Annotated in this window: 11 protein-coding genes and 1 tRNA gene; 7 read left to right on the top strand and 5 right to left on the bottom strand. The window is 60.3% G+C overall.

The annotated features are described in order from the left end of the window. Positions 1-3: 3 nt before the first annotated feature. The 3 genes from GSQ75_RS02170 to GSQ75_RS02160 form a co-directional block, all read right to left on the bottom strand. Positions 4-3108 carry a ligand-binding sensor domain-containing diguanylate cyclase gene (locus GSQ75_RS02170; protein ID WP_254058406.1) on the bottom strand — a complete coding sequence of 1035 codons (3105 nt, stop codon included), beginning with the start codon at positions 3106-3108 and terminating at the stop codon, positions 4-6. 198 nt (positions 3109-3306) lie between these two features. After that, complete coding sequence (locus tag GSQ75_RS02165) at positions 3307-4023, bottom strand: phosphatase PAP2 family protein (RefSeq protein ID WP_158752888.1); 717 nt, start codon at positions 4021-4023, stop codon at positions 3307-3309. Next, positions 4023-6287, bottom strand: coding sequence for a TonB-dependent receptor (locus tag GSQ75_RS02160; protein ID WP_158752887.1), 2265 nt, complete (start codon positions 6285-6287; stop codon positions 4023-4025). The genes GSQ75_RS02165 and GSQ75_RS02160 overlap by 1 nt, the downstream gene beginning before the upstream one ends. 326 nt (positions 6288-6613) lie before the next feature. Here GSQ75_RS02160 and GSQ75_RS02155 point away from each other — a divergent pair, with 326 nt between their 5' ends. Then, positions 6614-7951: a replication-associated recombination protein A gene (locus GSQ75_RS02155; RefSeq protein WP_158752886.1), complete on the top strand. Its 1338-nt coding sequence runs from the start codon at positions 6614-6616 to the stop codon at positions 7949-7951. Between the two features lie 17 nt (positions 7952-7968). On the opposite strand, the gene GSQ75_RS02150 is transcribed toward GSQ75_RS02155, so the two are convergent. Next, a complete protein-coding gene (locus GSQ75_RS02150; protein WP_216840592.1) occupies positions 7969-9459 on the bottom strand; it encodes a PLP-dependent aminotransferase family protein in 1491 nt (496 codons plus the stop codon). A gap of 145 nt (positions 9460-9604) precedes the next feature. Here GSQ75_RS02150 and GSQ75_RS02145 point away from each other — a divergent pair, with 145 nt between their 5' ends. The 6 genes from GSQ75_RS02145 (at position 9605) to GSQ75_RS02120 (ending at position 16029) form a co-directional block, all read left to right on the top strand. Beyond that, positions 9605-10909 carry a hypothetical protein gene (locus GSQ75_RS02145; RefSeq protein WP_158752884.1) on the top strand — a complete coding sequence of 435 codons (1305 nt, stop codon included), beginning with the start codon at positions 9605-9607 and terminating at the stop codon, positions 10907-10909. 215 nt (positions 10910-11124) lie between these two features. Next, the gene (locus GSQ75_RS02140) at positions 11125-11703 is read left to right on the top strand and encodes a hypothetical protein (protein WP_158752883.1); all 579 of its coding nucleotides are present in this window, start codon (positions 11125-11127) and stop codon (positions 11701-11703) included. A 137-nt stretch (positions 11704-11840) separates the two neighbouring features. Further along, on the top strand, positions 11841-13124 hold the full coding sequence (serS, locus tag GSQ75_RS02135) for a serine--tRNA ligase (protein WP_158752882.1): 1284 nt from the start codon (positions 11841-11843) through the stop codon (positions 13122-13124). Further along, a complete protein-coding gene (locus tag GSQ75_RS02130) occupies positions 13121-13504 on the top strand; it encodes an LrgA (RefSeq protein ID WP_158752881.1) in 384 nt (127 codons plus the stop codon). The genes serS and GSQ75_RS02130 overlap by 4 nt, the downstream gene beginning before the upstream one ends. Positions 13505-13731: 227 nt before the next feature. After that, positions 13732-13821: transfer RNA gene (locus GSQ75_RS02125), tRNA-Ser, on the top strand. Between the two features lie 366 nt (positions 13822-14187). Further along, positions 14188-16029, top strand: a complete 1842-nt coding sequence (locus GSQ75_RS02120) for a hypothetical protein (RefSeq protein ID WP_158752880.1) — start codon at positions 14188-14190, stop codon at positions 16027-16029. Between the two features lie 195 nt (positions 16030-16224). On the opposite strand, the gene GSQ75_RS02115 is transcribed toward GSQ75_RS02120, so the two are convergent. Continuing rightward, positions 16225-16641: an H-NS histone family protein gene (locus GSQ75_RS02115; RefSeq protein WP_158752879.1), complete on the bottom strand. Its 417-nt coding sequence runs from the start codon at positions 16639-16641 to the stop codon at positions 16225-16227. Between the last annotated feature and the right edge of the window lie 1039 nt (positions 16642-17680).

The raw sequence follows: 17680 nt of genomic DNA, 5'->3' as shown, positions 1-17680 counted from the left end.
GCATCAAGGCGCCGTGATGCAGCGGTTGCGGCCCTCATGCTTCGCCTCGTAGAGGGCTTTGTCGGCGCGCGACAGCCATTGTTCGATGGATTCGCCGGGCCGCAGTGCGGCGACACCGATGCTGACGGTCACTGCGATCGAACGTCCCTCGTGGGTCACTTCTGCCTTGGCCAACTCGTCGCGGATACGCTCGGTGATTTCCAGCGCATGCTGCAGGCTGGTGTCAGGCAGGCACAGCACGAACTCCTCGCCACCGTAGCGGCCAGCCAGATCACCTTGCCGGCAATGCTGCCGGATCACCTCGATCGCGCAACGGATCACTGCATCGCCGGCGAGGTGCCCATGGGTATCGTTGATCCGCTTGAAGCGGTCCAGGTCGAACAGCGCAATGCAGAGCGAACGCCCTTGCTGCGCCAGCTCGTGTTCGCCGCCAGCCAGTTCCAGGAATCGTCGACGGTTGTAGACACCAGTGAGGCCATCGGTGCCGGCCAGATCGTCGAGGCGCTGGTTGGCCGCCAGCAGGTCGCGTGTGCGCTCGTCGATCTGATGCTGCAACTGCATGGCCTGTCGCCTGAGGTAGAGCGTGCGCAGATGGATCAGCAGCACAATCAGCGCTATAAGCAGCAGCGCAGCGATGATCCGGCTGAGCAGGGTCTCGTACCAGCGCGGTTCGACCACGATACTGATGCTGGTTTCGGCCGTGCGTGGCTGCATGCCATGGGTCGCGGCGCGCAGGCGCAGGTGGTATTTGCCGTGGGGCAGGTTGGTGTAGATGGCGCTGGGCAGGCTACCCCGGGGGATCAGCGTCCAGTCGTCGTCGAGGCCCTCCATGCGATAGCTGTAGGAGGTTTCCAGCGGCGTCTGATAGTCCAGCAGTGCAAAGTCCACCTGCAGGTTGCGGCTGCGTGGATTCAGGCTGATGCTCTGGTTGTCACGGGGAAGTTCGTCAAACGGCATCTCGTTGCCGTTGACGATGGCGTGGGTGATCGCCAGTGCTGCAGCGGTGCGTGCCGGCGGCTGCCAGTCTGGCCGGATCACGGTCAGGCCGCCGAGGCCGCCAAACAGCAGTTCGCCGCCGCGCGCGCGCGCGGCACCCGCGTAGATATAGCTGGGTATGTGCAGTCCATCGTCTGTGCCGAGGTTGTGCACGGCATAGGTGCCGTTGTCGATCCTCGACACACCACTGGAGGTGCTGACCCACAGGTTGCCGCGATCGTCGGCCAGCACGCCGCTGATCTTGTCACTTGCCAGTCCCTGCGCGATGCCGATGTTGCGGAAGCGGTAGGGGCTGCCCGGTGAATAAGGGTCGAGCACGCCCAGACCGCCGAACGTGCTGACCACCAGCCGTCCCTTCGGATCCAGCAGAATCGAGCTGGTGTAGTTCTGCGGCAGGCTGGTGGGATCGTCGTTGCGATGCGTGAGGTTGACGAAGCCGCGACTGCTCGACGTGCTGGTGGCGATGCTGATGCCACGGGTGGTGCCGTACCACCAGGTGTCGCCGACGCGTGCGATCTGCCGCACGGTGTTGCTGCCCAGGCTGGTCGAGTCCTTGTGCTCATGCTCGACATGATCGAGCGCGCCGGTAAGCGTGTCGTAGCGATACAGCCCGTCATAGGTGCCGATGAGAATGCGCGAGCCATCCCGTTGCAGGCTGAGTACCGGCGTGTTTTCCAGCGCCGGCAGTAGCGAGGAGCGGATCGCCAGGGTGTCGGGATTGATGCGGGCCAGGCCTTGCGTGCCGACCAGGATCGAGCCGTCCGCAGCCTCGATGAAGGTCTGTATGTCGCGATGGATCTGGTTGCCGTCCAGTTGCAGATGCTTCATGCGACCGGCCTTGAGGTCGATCATGTCGATCTTTCCGGATCCCAGGCCAAGCCAGATGCGGCCGCGCGTATCGACGTAGATGCCACGCACGCTGGTATCGCTCAACGCGTTCTGCTCCAGCGGTGAGGGCAGCAGCGAGAAGGCGGTGCGGGCGTTGGGGTTGGTGCGTGCGAGGCCGAGGTCGGTCGCAGCCCAGATGTTGCCGGAGCGATCCTGCAGCAGCGCCCGCACCGAATCGCCAGGTAGCGTCGAAGCGATTGCGGCATCGTGGTCGATCCGGCGCAGCTGGGTATCGCCGACGGTGTAGGCGAGGACGCCGCTGCCGTCGGTGGCAATCCACATCGTGTCTGGCGCGGCCTCCAGGAAATCGCGCACCGTGGATTGCCGTGCACCGTTCTGGTAACCGCTGAAACCCGGCACGGGATGCCATTGACCGTCGGTGTCGCGATAGACCGCGCCGGCTTGTCCACTGCCAGCCCACAGCCGACCTGCGTGATCCTCGTGGATGGCCCAGATCTGGTTGGCCAGCACCGTGGCAACGGTACCGGCAGGATGCTCAGGCCGCACGAACGTGGTCGCGCCGGCGCGGCGGACGAACAGTCCGTTGTTGTTGCCCAGCCACAGGTTGCCGGCGCGATCCTGCATCACGCTGAAGTTGCGCGGTGCGGTGTCGGCTCGGGTTTTAAGCTGGGTAATCGTGTTCGTGCGCGGGTCCAGATGATCCAGTCCCGCATCGGTGGCGATCCAGACGCCACCGGCATGATCGTCGGCGAGGCTGTAGATTTTGCGATCCGAGGTGCCCATCGCGCCGACCGGGTAGGCATGGAAGCTGTTGGTTGCCTGGTCGAAGCGAACCAGTCCGCCCGCATTGGTACCGATCAGCAGGTCGCCATCGGGGAGGGCCAACAGGGTACGGACATAGGCATCTGGCAGGCCCAGGACGCTGCCGCCACGAGTGTCGAATACCTGAGCGCGATAACCGTCATAGCGGGCCAGGCCCACCATGGTGCCGATCCAGACCAGGCCACGCTGATCCTGCGCGACCGCGGTGATGATCGACTGCGGAACCCCTTCGGCGCTGCCCACCCGGTCGAACCAGGGTGCATCGAAGGGTGCCCACGGGTCATTGGTCCCAGCACTGACCGCACCGATACCGAAAACCAGCAGGAGCAACCCGAGCAGGCCCAGGCAGAAGTGGCGAAAGCGGTGCCGTCGCTCGCTCATGCCACGGGCAGGAGAGCGGGCACGGGGATGCAGGCATGGCCAGACACGAAGGTCGTCCATGCAGCAGGAATGTGCTTCCTCGCCTTCACTTACGTGCTGCCCCCCGGCAATGGCATTTGCGAACCAAGGTCGCAATGGAGTCCATGATACCGGGATTGCTGCTTATTTTTGCGCCAGCAGGTCAGTAAAGGGCTGGGCGCAGTTGGCCAGGGCCAGCGGCATTGGAGTGCATGCTCGCCCGTGCTCGTCAGCTCGTGCTCATCCGTCGGTGGCTGGCTTCAATGCCAGGGACTTTCGCAGTTCGTCGCGTGCGGCGACAAAGTCCGCATGCCAGAGCGGATCCTGCAGCAATTGCGCCGCAATGACCGTGCCGGCGATCCGGCCTGCTTCCACGTCGCTCGGGAAATGCGCGCCCATCACGATGCGGTGCTGCGCGTAGAGATCCGCACGCGCGAAGATCGCGTCCCGTTTCTCCGGCAACATGTTCGCCAGCAGTACCGCCGTCGTGTAGCCGAAGGTGGAGTGCCCGCTGGGATAGCTCCAGTCGTCGGGTTTTTCGGGAGCGAGCGGGTGCACCTGGTCGGACACGATCGCCGGACGCGGGTGCCGCCAGTAGTCCTTGGTCGCCTTGACGGCTTGCTTGTCGAGCGCGGCGACACGCGCGAAAAGCGCGGCTGTCTTCGGCAGCGTGGTCGGCTGCATGGACGGACCGAGCGCATCGGCGAAGCGGAACACGGAGCGCTCCGTGTCCGCCTTCGCGGCAGCCATCTCGGCTGCCGTACGCGACTGTTGTGCAGCCAGCACGACCTGGAGGTCGTGCTGAGCTGCAGCCGAAGCTGCTGCCGGGGGAGGCGGCAGCAGCTTCGACAGTTCGACGGTGGCCGGGCGTGCGCCACCACCGTCGGCCAGTGCGACCTGGCCGATGAACAACAGGAACGTCAACAAAACCACGCGATTCATTGGAACGCGCGTCATCAGAACAAATCCGCCGAGACAGTGAGGCTGTAGTTGCGGCTCGGAATGGTCCAGAACAGTGGGGTGCTATCGGCCACCGTGGTGCCAGCCAGCGCGTTGATGTGGGTATTGTTGAACACGTTGTTGATCTGGAAGCCGATCTTCATGTCCTTCACTTCGGCGATGTGCGGATCGAAGCGGTAGCTGGCCGCGAAATTGGTCACCGCATAGCCGCCGATCGGCGTGTCGTCGTTCGAGTTGGCGGTGTAATAGGTCTTGCCGACGAACTTGTCCATCAGCGATGCGTATACCGGGCCGTGGCTGTAGATCAGGCCCAGCGCGGCGGTCTTGTGCGGTGTGTTCGGGTTCCAGGTGTTGCTTTCGGTCTGGATCGCGCGGTTGAGCGAGCCGTTGGCGTAGACGCTGAAGCCGTCGCCGACCATGTAGGTGCCTTCGAGCTCGACGCCTGAGTAGTGCACGCCGCCGCCGTTGTAAAAGTAGGTGGTGCTGCCGATCTTCTGGCTCTGGATGAAGTTGTCGAAGTCGATCTTGTAGACGTCGCCCGACAGCGTCAGGCCGTCGCTGTTCCAGGTAGTGCCCATCTGCCAGTTGGTGGTCTTTTCCGGCTGCAGCGCACTATCGGAAATCGCCGGATCGGTGGTGTAAAACAGATTGAGGTTTGGTGCCAGGAAGCCCTTCGCCCACTGCGCGTACGCGGTCCAGTCGGGGGTGAATGCGTAGTGGAAGGCAACCGAAGGCAGCGTGGCATTCCATTCCTTCGAATAGTCCGTCGGCAGGCCGGTCTTCTGGTTGTATTCGGCATCGAGGTCGCGCAGGAAATCCTCATACTTCACGCCGCCCACCAGGTAGGCCTGGTCGGTGATGTTCCACTGGTATTCCACGAACGGCTGAAATGTGCGCAGCGAGTCGGTCATGTAGCGGTCGACCGGGCTGTCGCTGCCCTTGGTCGGCGCACCCGTCGTGTTGATGGCAGGCTGATCCAGCGTGTCGTCAAACTCATATTCCCAGCGCAGATTGTCCTGATGGTCGTACCAGAAGCCAGTGCGGATTTCGCCCGGACCCAGTTCCTTGCTCAGGCGGAATATGTCGCCCCACGAGGTATACGTGTTGCGCATGTGCTGGCCGGGTACGTCGTTCGGATCGAGGCAGTCGCTGCCGCTCTTGTTGCAGAACGTGCCGTTCGGCGTTTCGCCGTTCGGATCCAGGCCGTTGAAGCCGAAATGGTTGTAGTTGTAGGTGTAGGCCTTGTTGTCGATCTTCCAACCGTCGAACTCGGAATGCAGACCGATATAGCCCATGTAGGTGCTGATCTGGTCATTGTTGTAGCGGTAGTAGGACTGGCTGTCCGGATTGCTGTTCAGCGCATAGTTCGGGCCGTATTCGGCGATCTGCGCCTTGGTGGCACCCAGCGGGACGTACTGGTTGATGTTGTTCCACATGCCGCCGAAGGTCAGCGTGGTGTTGTCGCCCAGCGGCTGTACCACTTTGGCGAACACGTTCTGGCGGCGCTGGCCGGCGTCGGTAAGGTAGCCATTGGAAGTGCTGTTCTGCACATTGATCACGGCGGTAGTGCCGCTGCTGTTGAGCTTGCCGGTGTCGATGCGGGCGCCTTCGACCTGTGTCGCCCAGCTGCCGAGGCTTAGATACGGGTGGATGTTGAAGTCGTTCGTCGGATTGATCGATTCCACCGACACGGTGCCGCCGAAGGTGGCATCGCCCAGCGTGCCGGCCGTGCCGGGACCGCGATCGACGGTGATGCTGCTGGTGTCCTGGTTGGTGAAGTACGAGGTGGAGTGGTGCGTGAAATCGTTCGAATCGCCCCACGGAATGCCGTCGAAGGTGACGTTGTATTGTCCGTCCTGGAAGCCGCGGATGCTGACCACCTGCGCCTCCATCAGGCCCGAACCGTTCGGTGCGATCGTGTACGTGCTGGGCGAGATCGCGATGGCGTCGGCATAGTCGCCGGTCGGCGCGATATTCTCCTGCAGGTACTGGAGGCCGATGATCGACTGTGGTTCGATCGCCACCGTCGAGCCCTGCGTAGGCGCTACCGTGGTCGCCGTGGTGGTGCCGGTGACCTGGACGGCGCTGAGGTTCTGCGCGTTCTGTGTCTGGGGGGTACTCGTTGTAGTGCTGTCATTCGGGGCAGCGACGGCTGTCGTCGTGGTGCCGTCGGCAAAAGCCGGGGTGGACAAAATGGCGGCGATGCAGAAAGCGAGGCAGGTGGACTTGCGAACATCAGTAGTCGAGGTCAGCCGTGTCATGGGTTGTCCCAATTGTTGGAGTTGAATAGGGGGCGGTGCGGGGCGCCAACCTAGTTATCCAACATGACAATTTGGTAACAGCCATATTATTTGAAAATCTTTCGACATAATCGAAAGTTAATTCGCTAAGCTGAATCTAAGCTTGGTAATAAAATGCAAATGGAAAATACCTGAATGCGATTATTTCGCATTTATATTTCAAATGATACCGATCACGATCTGGATATGCCAAATACCAGCGCGTGGCGTTCCAGACGTGCGCATGAGGAGGTTGTCTGCATCGGTGCTGCCCGCTGGCAACCCGGCGGATGCCTTATCATCCGGGCATGTCATCCCGTGTTGCTCCAGGCGCCCCCGGCCTGTTCGCCGAATCCGACGCGCTCAAGCCTCTGGCCGAGCGCATGCGTCCGCGCAGCCTCGACGAGATCGTCGGCCAGCAGCGGCTGGTTGGTCCGGACAAGGCGCTGCGCCGCGCGCTGGAGGCCGGCAAGATCCATTCGATGGTGCTGTGGGGGCCGCCCGGTTGCGGCAAGACCACGCTGGCGCTCCTGGTGGCACGTTATGCCGATGCCGATTTCCGCGCGATCTCCGCCGTGCTGTCCGGCCTGCCGGATGTGCGCAAGGCGCTGGCCGAGGCCGAAGTGAATTTCGCGCAGGGCCGTCGCACCGTGTTGTTCGTCGACGAGGTGCATCGCTTCAACAAGACCCAGCAGGATGCCTTCCTGCCGCATATCGAAAAAGGCGTGATCATCTTCATCGGTGCCACCACCGAGAATCCCTCGTTCGAGCTGAACTCCGCATTGCTGTCGCGTTGTCGCGTGCATGTGCTGGAACCGATCTCCACCGATGACATCGTGGCTGCGCTCAAGCGTGCGCTGGCCGACAGCGAACGTGGTCTTGGTGAGTTGCAGTTGCAGGTAGGTGACGAATCGCTGGAGTCGATCGCCCAGGCTGCCGACGGCGACGTACGCCGCGCGCTGACCCTGCTGGAAATCGCCGCCGAGCTGGCCGAAGACAAGCGTATCGACGAGATCACGCTGACCCAGGTGCTGGCCGACCGTACCCGCCGCTTCGACAAGATGGGCGAGCAGTTCTACGACCAGATCTCGGCGCTGCACAAATCCGTGCGTTCGTCCGATCCCGATGCTGCGGTGTACTGGCTGTGTCGCATGCTCGATGGCGGTGTCGATCCGCTGTACCTGGCACGTCGGATGACGCGCATGGCGGTCGAAGACGTCGGCCTGGCCGAGCCGCGGGCCTGGCGCATGGCGCTGGATGCGTGGGATACCTACGAGCGTCTGGGCAGTCCCGAAGGCGAACTGGGACTGGCGCAGCTGGCGATCTGGCTGGCGATCTCGCCCAAGAGCAACGCAGCCTACATGGCCTACAACAAGGCCCGCGCCGCGATCCGCGAGGGCGGCACGCTGGAAGTGCCGATGCACCTGCGCAACGCGCCAACCAAATTGATGAAGGGCCTCGGCTACGGCAAGGGCTACCAGTACGATCACGACGCCGAAGGCGGCATCGCGCTCGACCAGCAATGCCTGCCCGACGAACTCGTTGGCAGCGTGTTCTACGAGCCGGTCGAACGGGGACTGGAACTGCAGTTGCGCGAGAAGCTGCTGGCGCTGCGTGCGGCGCGTCAACAGGCGCGCGGCAAGTAAGTCACGGCATTGCCGCGTTACCCGGATGACACCGCATGCGTGTTCCGGATGGTTGCGTTACGCGTCATGCCGACGCGGCGGTTCCGTGACTGAGTGAGCGCACGAGCCATGCGTTGCGCTGCCTCGTCCAGTTCGGTTTCATCGTGATAGCTGAAGCTGAGTCGAAGGAATGGCTGCTCACGGTGGTAGAAGTCGTAACAACCGGCCCCGAAGAACTGCACCCCTTCATGCTCACCGGCGCGGGACCAGGCAGTCATATCGATGTTGTCGTCGACGCGTGCCCATAGCGCCATGCCGCCGTCGGGAATGCGGAACGCCACGGCGCTGCCGAGGTGTCGCGTGAGCGATGTCGCCAGTGCGTCCCGCCGTGCGGCATAGACGCGTCGCATCCGGCGCATATGGCGCAGCAGTTCGCCGTCCTCGAAAAGTTCGGCGATGGCGCATTCCATGGCCGCGTCGCCGCGTGCATCGCATGCCGCGCGCAGGCTCGCCAGACGTTCGAACACCGGTGCTGGTGCAATCACAAAACCGGTGCTTATTCCCGGTGCCAGCAGGTTGGACAATGAGCCGACATAGATGACATTGGCGCCGCCGGCACCGGAGGCGATCGGCAGGATCGGCTTGCCGGCGTAATGGAATTCGTGGTCGTAATCGTCTTCGATGATGGCAAAGCCGTGCTTCAACGCCAGTCTTGCCAGTCGCATACGTCTTGCCTGGGACATGACGACGGTGGTCGGAAATTGGTGGTGCGGCGTCAGGAATACCGCACGCACTCGCTGGTGTGTCAGCAATGCCTCCAGTGCGTCGATGTCGAGTCCATCCTCGTCCAGCGGCAGCGGTATCAGTCGCGCGCCAGCCAGCTTGAGCACGCTCCAGGCTGGCGGATAACCGAACGCTTCGACGACCACGACATCACCCGGTTGCAGCAGCATGCGTGCAACGAGGTCGATGCCCTGCTCGACGCTATGGGTAACCATCAGGTTGTCCGCTGACACCGGTAAGCCACGTGTGCGGGCAAGCATCGCGGCCAGCTCAGTGCGCAAACGCGGATGACCGCAGGGACCGGCATAGGTCAGCATGGAACGGCCACGCTGGCCGATGGCGCGGCGGAATGCGCGCGCAAGTACTGCGGTGGGAAACAGGCGCACGTCAGGAATGCTGCTGGAGACCAGCAATGTGCCCGGCGGTGGTGCCCTGACCTGTGGCGAGGCGTATGCCAGCGGCGTCAGCGTGTAGGTTGGAGCTTCCGCAGCCGGTTTGTGCGCAGCGAATGGAACCGGCGCCGACCCGTCGACAAACGTACCCCCGCCGGTACGCGTGCGTAGCAATCCTTCGGCCGCCAATTCGCCATAGCTGGCAACTACGGTGTTGCGGTTGACGCCGAGGCATTTGGCCAGCTCGCGTGAACCCGGCAACGCATCACCGGGTTTGAGCCGGCCACGCCGGATGTCGTCGGCGATGGCACGAGCAAGTTGCAGGAACAGCGGCAGTTCCCGCGTAGGGTCCAACGTGATCGTCAGCTCCCATCGGCGCATATCGGGATTATATGCCGACCATCGCGGCGACCGGACCAGCTTTCATCGCAAAAGTGGAGCTTCCGGTGCGCATCACGCGAGATCAGTCTCGGTATCCCGCATCAAGAGGGAGAACACCATGCACAAGATTCCGTATGCGATCCTGAGCGCGCTATGGGCCGGCAGTGCTGTCGTAACGCAGACATCTCTGGCGGCATCAGGCGGGCCAGATTATTCCGTCTACAACCTTCCCTCGGCGGGCGGAACAGTCAGCTCCGGCAACAGCATCAACAACCTGGGCATCATCAGCGGGGATTCCAACCAGCCGGGGGACCAGACCACGCATGCTACCGTCTGGCTGTTCGGGTCGAGATTCGACCTGGGCACCCTGGGCGGTGCCAATAGCGACGTGCAGTGGCCAGTAAAGAACAATGTGGGCGTGATCTCGGGCATTGCCGAGACCGCCACCGTGAACAAGCTGGGCGAGGCCTGGAGTTGCTCGGCCTTTTTCCCGGGGAATCCCACCCTGCATGACTGCCTCGGATTCGTCTCGGATTGGGGCAAGTTGCGCGCGTTGCCCACGCTGGGTGGCTATAACGGTTTCGCCACCGGAACGAATGATTTTGGCCAGACGGTCGGCTGGGCGGAAAACACCGTACACGACTCGACCTGCAATCTGCCGCAGGTGCTGCAGTTCCGCGCAGTCATCTGGGGCCCGGGCAAAAATCAGATCGAGGAACTGCCACCACTCCCGCCACTCCCTGGTGCTGCTCCTGATACGGTTTCAGCGGCCACGGCGATCAACGATCACGGCCAGGTTGTCGGCATTTCGGGCATCTGCTCCAACGCGGTCGGCGGGTTGAGCGCCATTCACGCCGTGATCTGGCAAAACGGCAAGCCGAGCGACATGGGCAATATTGGCGGCGCAGCCTGGAATACCCCAATGGCCATCAATCAGAGCGGTGTCGTGGTCGGGTTTGCCAATGTGCAGGCCGGCAGCGGGCTTCTGGCCCACGCGTTCATCTGGAGCAGGAGCGGCGGCATGCAGGATCTTGGCACGCTGCGGGGCCAGGGCGTGGATGCGCAGAGCCAGGCGCTGGGCATCAACGATCAGGGTCAGGTGGTCGGTTTGTCCTGCACGGCGGGGTTCGCCAGTTGCGCGGCCTTCCTGTGGCAGAACGGCGTAATGACCAACCTCAATGCGCTGGTGGCGCCGGGCTACGACGATCAGCTTATCCAGGCCAGCGACATCAACGACGAGGGCGTGATCACCGGCGAGGCAGCTGACGCGGCCGGCGATGTCCTGAGTTTCGTGGCGACTCCGGGCTACAACCAGAGTCGACAGCATGCAGCAGCAACCGCTGATTCAACCCGGAACGTTCCGTTGCCGGCGAAGCTGCGGACGAAGCTCCTGCAACGCTTGGGGCTCAAGACGCCCGAGTAGTCAGCAGAGCGGCGATGCCATTCATGCATATGAGGATGGCATCGCCAGTGCGGCAGGGACTGAAGAGTCCGTCGATATAACGCCTGCTTTCGGCGAGGCTAATGGAGCCTGCGTACGCGAACTCGATCATGCGGGTCCTGTACTGCTGCGTGCACCCTTGCCGCTGTCGAGGCATCGGGCATAGATTCGCCACACCATGACGGGGAGGGTGAATCATGCGCGTACTCGTGGCAGGTCTGATCGGCGGCATCCTGATGTTTCTCTGGGGTGTGGTGGCGCACATGGCGCTGGGGCTGGGCAACGTAGGCCTCAAACAGCCAGCCAGCGAAAGCGTGGTACTCAGTACCCTGCATGAGGGGCTGGGCGACAAAGCCGGCGTCTACATCCTGCCGTCGCTGGATCCCAAGAAAATGGGCGATGCGGCGGAGGTCATTGCCTACCAGCAACAGGCCATAAGGTCGCCATACGCCTGGGTGGTCTATATGCCGCAAGGCGATGACATGACCCGGATGGGCCCGCAGATCGGGCGCCAGTGGGCGTCGGATACCTTGAGCGCGCTGGCGCTGGCCTTTGTGATGGGACTGGCCGGACTCGGCTTCCGGCGTCGCCTCGCGCTCGCGGCCGTGGCCGTGGCATTCGCGTGGCTGAGTTCGATGGTGCCGTATTGGAACTGGTACCGCTTTCCGCTCGACTTCACCTGGGCCGCGCTGATCGAGCAACTGATCGGCTGGCTGATCGCCGGCGCCGCCATGGCCTGGTGGCTGGGCCGCAGCGAACGCAAGCTGGCCAGCTGACCGGGATCGCAAGCCGGGCAGCGTGGCCACGCTGCCCGGTATTCATTGCGGCGATTGCCACCAGCGGTGTCTTCAATTGCGGTGCTTGCCACTAGCCAGCGATAATTCACGGTTCAAGCCTTCATCTGGACCCGATCATGCTGGATCCCGCACTGCTGCGTTCGCGCCTCGCCGAAACCGCCGCACGCCTCAAGGAAACCCGCGGCTTCACGCTGGACGTCTCCGCGATGGAGGCGCTGGAAAGCTCGCGCAAGCAGTTGGCGATGGAGACGCAGGAGCTGCAGAACCTGCGCAACACGCGTTCCAAGGCGATCGGGCAGGCCAAGGCGAAGGGCGAGGATGTTGCCGCGCTGATGGCCGAAGTCGCCGGCATCGGCGACAAGCTCAAGGCCAACGAGCAGGCACTGGCCGAGGCGCAGGCGAAACTTTCCGACATCACGCTGCTGATCCCGAACATCCCGCACGAGTCGGTGCCAGTCGGCAAGGACGAGAGCGACAACCTCGAAGTCAGCCGTTGGGGCACACCGAACGCGTTTAATCTTTTCGAGGCAAAGGATCACGTCGTGCTGGGCGAGCGGCATGGCTGGCTCGACGGCGATGCCGGCGCCAAGCTCTCCGGCGCACGCTTCACCGTGCTGCGCGGCCAGATCGCGCACCTGCATCGCGCGATCGGCCAGTTCATGCTCGACCTGCACACCGGCGAGCACGGCTACCTCGAATGCAACGTGCCGGTGCTGGTCAACGCCGACAGCATGCTCGGCACCACCCAGTTGCCGAAATTCGAGGAAGACCTGTTCTCCACCCAGGTCGGCGACTCCAAGCGCTACCTGATACCCACCGCCGAAGTCTCGCTGACCAACCTGGTGCGCGACACCATCCAGGAAGCCGACGCGCTGCCGCTGCGCTTCACTGCGCACTCGTTGTGCTTCCGCGCCGAGGCCGGCAGCTACGGCCGCGACACCCGCGGCATGATCCGCCAGCACCAGTTCGAGAAAGTCGAGATGGTGCAGGTCGCCCGCGCCAGCGACTCCTACGCGCAACTCGAGGAAATGGTCGGCCACGCCGAGAAAGTGCTGCAGAAACTCAACCTGCCGTACCGCAAGCTGCTGCTGTGCACCGGCGACATGGGTTTCCAGTCGACCAAGACCTACGACCTCGAAGTGTGGCTGCCCAGCCAGCAGACCTACCGCGAAATCTCCAGCTGCTCCAACTGCGAGGACTTCCAGGCGCGCCGCCTGCAGGCCCGCGTGCGCAACGCCGACACCGGCAAGCCCGAACTCGTGCACACCTTGAACGGCTCCGGCCTCGCCATCGGCCGTACCCTGATCGCGGTGATGGAGAACTACCAGAACGCCGACGGCTCGATCAGCGTGCCCGAAGTACTGCGCCCGTACATGGCCGGGCTGGACCGTATCGCATGAATTCACCGACACCCGTCCGCGGGAAGTGGGACAAGGTCGAGTTCTACACCAGCTACTTCCTGCTGCTGGTGCTGATCTCCTTCATCGGCACCCGGCTGGCCTTCGCCACCGTGTGGCAACTGCCGACCATCGACTTCGTCCTCTCGGTCATCGCGATGCTGCTGGTCCTCGCCAGCTTCTGGTTCGGTCGCCACAGCCGCCGCTGGCGCCTGTGGACCATCGGCTTCGCCACGGCCACCCAGATCGTGCCGATGGTGATCCGCCAACCCGTGCTGCTGTTCCCGCTGATCGGCGCGCTGATCCCGATCGCGATCCTGGTGGGCTGCCTGATTGCGCTGTCCAAGAAAGGCCCCAATAGCGACCCGCAACGAAGTTCCTGATAGGATTGCGACCCTTGCGATGGATCGCGAACAAGTTTGGAGAGATGGCCGAGTGGTTTAAGGCAGCAGTCTTGACGCGTAGGCAGGAAGCCGAAGCGAACATCGGCGAAGTCGATGGCCCCGAAGGGGTGTAGGGCAGAGCCTGTCCTGGACTTGATCCAGGAATGCCCGGAATAAAACTGCCGTAGTGGCGCGCAACGTGCGCCTTGCAGCAGACAACGAGTTCTGGAGAGATGGCCGAGCGGTTTAAGGCAGCAGTCTTGAAAACTGCCGTAGGTGTGAGCCTACCGTGGGTTCGAATCCCACTCTCTCCGCCAGAAAAGCAAAACGCCCCCGTGTGGGGCGTTTTGCTTTTCTGATGGTGACGACGGGGATGAGAACCCACCGGTTCGACGAATTCGTCTGGAACGAATTCGGACAGCCGCAGGCTGGCCCCGTAGCGCGCAGCGCGAAGGGGTGAGGCTCAGGATGAGCCGAACAATCCCACCCACCTTGCTGCCGTATCCACGAAAGAGACTCTGACCCGCTTCTTCCGCTTCTTCCGCTTCTTCCGCTTCTTCCGCTTCTTCCGCTTCTTCTGATTGTTGACGTTGAGCCGGAGTGACCAATCCTCTTCTTCGGCTCGGCCGACTCGTGAGAGCATCCGTTTAACCAACTTAAGCTCGCTGAGCTCAAGGAGAAATGTGGACGCACAAACGCACGCTGAGATGCTGAGGAGCATTGCTGAACTTAGAGATTTGCTAGGCCGGCATTCAAGCAAGGACGTACTTGCCGTATTTGCATCCAACCTCCGCAAAAATGTTATGCCCGGCGAGGGGCCTAGGACACTTTCATCTCCACTGCGTCAAACACTCTACGCAATAGGTCTGCTTCAGCAAACAGGAGAGCCGGAGCAACAGGTCGAGTTTGCTGAGAATGATTGGGGCAGGGTAATTCAGCTGCTCCACGATATCTTTATCTCCTACGCACAACCGCCTCCTATCAGGAACGACGAAGAGCGTAGTGCACGCTGGAGAGCAGCGAGCGCAGTGGCAATGCCCGCTTTTATTCATTATTTTTATTCCGGAACGATTGCATCAGTCGAACAGATAGATGGGCGCACCATCGCTGAACTTCGGCCTTTCAATGACATAATCGTAGAAGCGTATGGATTATCTGTAGATGAGGCACTCGAGGTCGCTAAAGATATTGGTCGAATTCTTCAGCATCGTCTTGATGACGTATACGATCTAGGTAAATCCTTAGATGAATTTCGGCAAGAAATGATGGTTAAAGCGCGATCCGAGAAATGGGATAGATCTAGATTTGACATGGAATTAGTCGGGGCGGGAGAAACTTCTGCGAGATTTCATCAGGCAATAGATGAGATGTACGAATTCAAATCAGAAGAATTGCGAGTACGATCCGACGTTGTTGAAAGGTTTCTGTCTGCTTTCACGTTACGGCGTGGCGAAAATATCAGTATGACCTATATAACGGAAGCGAATCCTGCTCAATTCAAGCCATTATTTCGCATTAACGAGGAGAGCTATTTCTGTCCGTCGCCTAACCACATCCATGACGCCATACGCCTCACGTTCGAAAGCTCCGTGATAAAATCGAGGGCCAAAGATCGCTATTTACGCAATAGAGATGCGCTGTTGGAGAGAAAGGCAAAAAGCTTGATGGCAGAGCTTCTGGACGAAGGTGCAGTCATTTACTCGAATTTGTGCGAGACTCAAGATGCGCAATTTGAACATGATGTAATAGCTGTAAGCGACCGTAATTTGTATATTGTAGAGGCCAAGGCGTCGCCACCCCCGGCACCTTTTCGTGATCCCGAACGAGCCTATACGCGCATTCAGCATCATTTTGCGAGCAATCGCGGAATTCAGAAGGCGTTCGATCAATCGGAACACCTCCGCAGAAGGCTTGACGAAGAGGGGGTCGTCGCGCTCTTCAGCTCAGAAGGAGAGGAAATTCTTAGTCTTGTAGCAACTGATTACGATAACGTTTTTAGCGTCTGCTTTATGAGGGACGATTATGGGCCGTTGGCCACAAATTTAGACTTACTTCTCGAGAAGCCAGAAGATGTACCTTACCCCTGGGTGATATGCGAATTTGATATGGAATCGTTGGTTCAAACTTTTCGACATATCGGAATGCATGAATCAGATTTGACTAGATACCTCGGGATTAGAAGAACTCTGCATGGCCGTGTATGGGGCTCCGACGAGCTGGAATATGCCGGCTTTCATATAATGCATGAGGGACTTGAAAAAATCCCCGTTGATGACGGAAAAATGTATGTTCTAAATCCTAATTATTCGGATATTTTTGATGAGATTTACCTTGCAGAGCTAACCGGCGAAACCATCACGGTCACACCGACACCACCTGCCTTCAGGCGTGTTGGAGGATCAGTTTCGCAAAGCGGCGCAAAAAGTTATGCTGCCGAAAAGAAAACCAGCAATAATAAAGGAAAAGCGATAGCGAAAAGGAAGTCTGAGCGGAAGGCTCGCAGGAAAAGTCGTAAGCACCGGTAAACTAAAACAGGGGTCAGAGTGCCCTTCTTTGATGTCGCCGCCTTGGAAAGCCGACTCTGACCCCGGTTTTGTAGCAGTGGAAAGTTCGTGCTTTTTAGATCTGATTGCGTCTTGGCGTGACCACGTAGTGGGCCGGTTGTCAGATAAAACAGAGGCGCCATTCGGCGCCTCTGGTGTTCTCGATGACCTTGACGGTCAAACTTTTGGCTTGGCCGGCTTCTTGGCTTTCTTTACTGGCGCCTTTTTGGTTGATGTAGCCTTCGTTGCACCACCAATCAGCAAGGTCTCTGCCGTCACGCCACGCTTCTTGAGTGCGGCGGCAAACCAGAAAGGTTGACGGCCACGGCCGGACCAAGTCTGAGATGGGTCAGACGGATCACGGTATTTCGGTGCAACTGAGCCCGTGCTTCCTTTCTTGCCAGCAGCCTTTTTCCCGCCGCCACGAGTGGGGTAGACGTCACCCAAAGTTAGGCCACTGAGTTTTAGCAAAGCGTCGATCTTCTTTCGAACATCCTGAATCATGTAGCCATGCGCTTCTTTCATCTGGGCGTTGGCATTGGCGATGAGAGCCTGGAGCTCTTTCGGCGACAATGCTTTCAGATCGATTGCCATAAATGATTTTCCAAAGTTGAGGCGAAAAATTCTCGTTCCCACATTCGCAGACATGTGGATGTAGAGTTCAGTAGTAACCCCGCCTCCCTACCGGCACATCGGGTGATGTGCCGGTAGGTTGCTCCTCGAGCTGCCCCCCATAGAAAGTCGACATCAATAATGGTGGAGGGCCGGGGAGTCGCCCATCTAGTGTATCCAAGATAAGGGTGGAATAAGAAGGTGACGACTTTAGTTTGCTGGTGCGGTGTAGATTCGAGGGGAACGTCATCGCTGTATATCGCAGCTGACAGCAGGTTTTCCTGGGGAACCAACAGGACATGGAACAACGGTAGAAAGCTTGCAGTTCGGGTCGGTAACGCCGAAGTACTTGCGTTTGCGGGTGACGTCACGCTCTCGCAAAATTTACTCTTAGGCTTGCTGGATGGTCCGGTTACCGATGCCTTACTGCATCATCGTCTTACTGCACTGTCGTCTGAATATCAGCTCAGTGTTCTTGAGAACACTGCGGTCATCTTTGCGCGACGGTTAGGAAGCGGGATGGCTTCATCTTTTATTGTTACAGCGCACGAGTGCAGAGCGGGTGTGTGGAACCAACTTGAACATGCAGTTTCGACTGAAATATCAGACGTCGTTTGTGCTTATGGATCCGGTGGGCACTACGCAACCAGTGAAGTAAGGCGTTGGATGAGCCATGGAGTATCGGGACGAACGAGTCGAAGCGTGTTTTCAGGTTTTTGTGATGCATTGCGAAGTGGTCGCGACCCCCGAACCGGAGGTCCGCCTCAACTCGCGGGAATATTTCGAACGAAGCCGGCCCAAGAATTTGGGATCATCTGGGATGGCGAACTTTCCTTAGGTGGAATGGTTCCGGCGCCAGAAACAGACTTGGATTCGATTGAGTGGCGCAATGATCTATTTGAGCGCTGTGACCATCGGTCAACGAAGCGCATGATAGGCGCCCAGCCGCACGCAAGACCACATGGCCTTAAGAAGATCTGACAAGCTAGATAGCTTAGCCCTGTCGGTATTTCCTTTGGCC

The organism is Dyella sp. S184 (genome assembly GCF_009766065.1).
Classification (GTDB): Bacteria; Pseudomonadota; Gammaproteobacteria; order Xanthomonadales; family Rhodanobacteraceae; genus Rhodanobacter.
The sequence above is the reverse complement of the archived record's forward strand: the minus strand, read 5'-3'. Positions and strand labels throughout refer to the sequence as shown.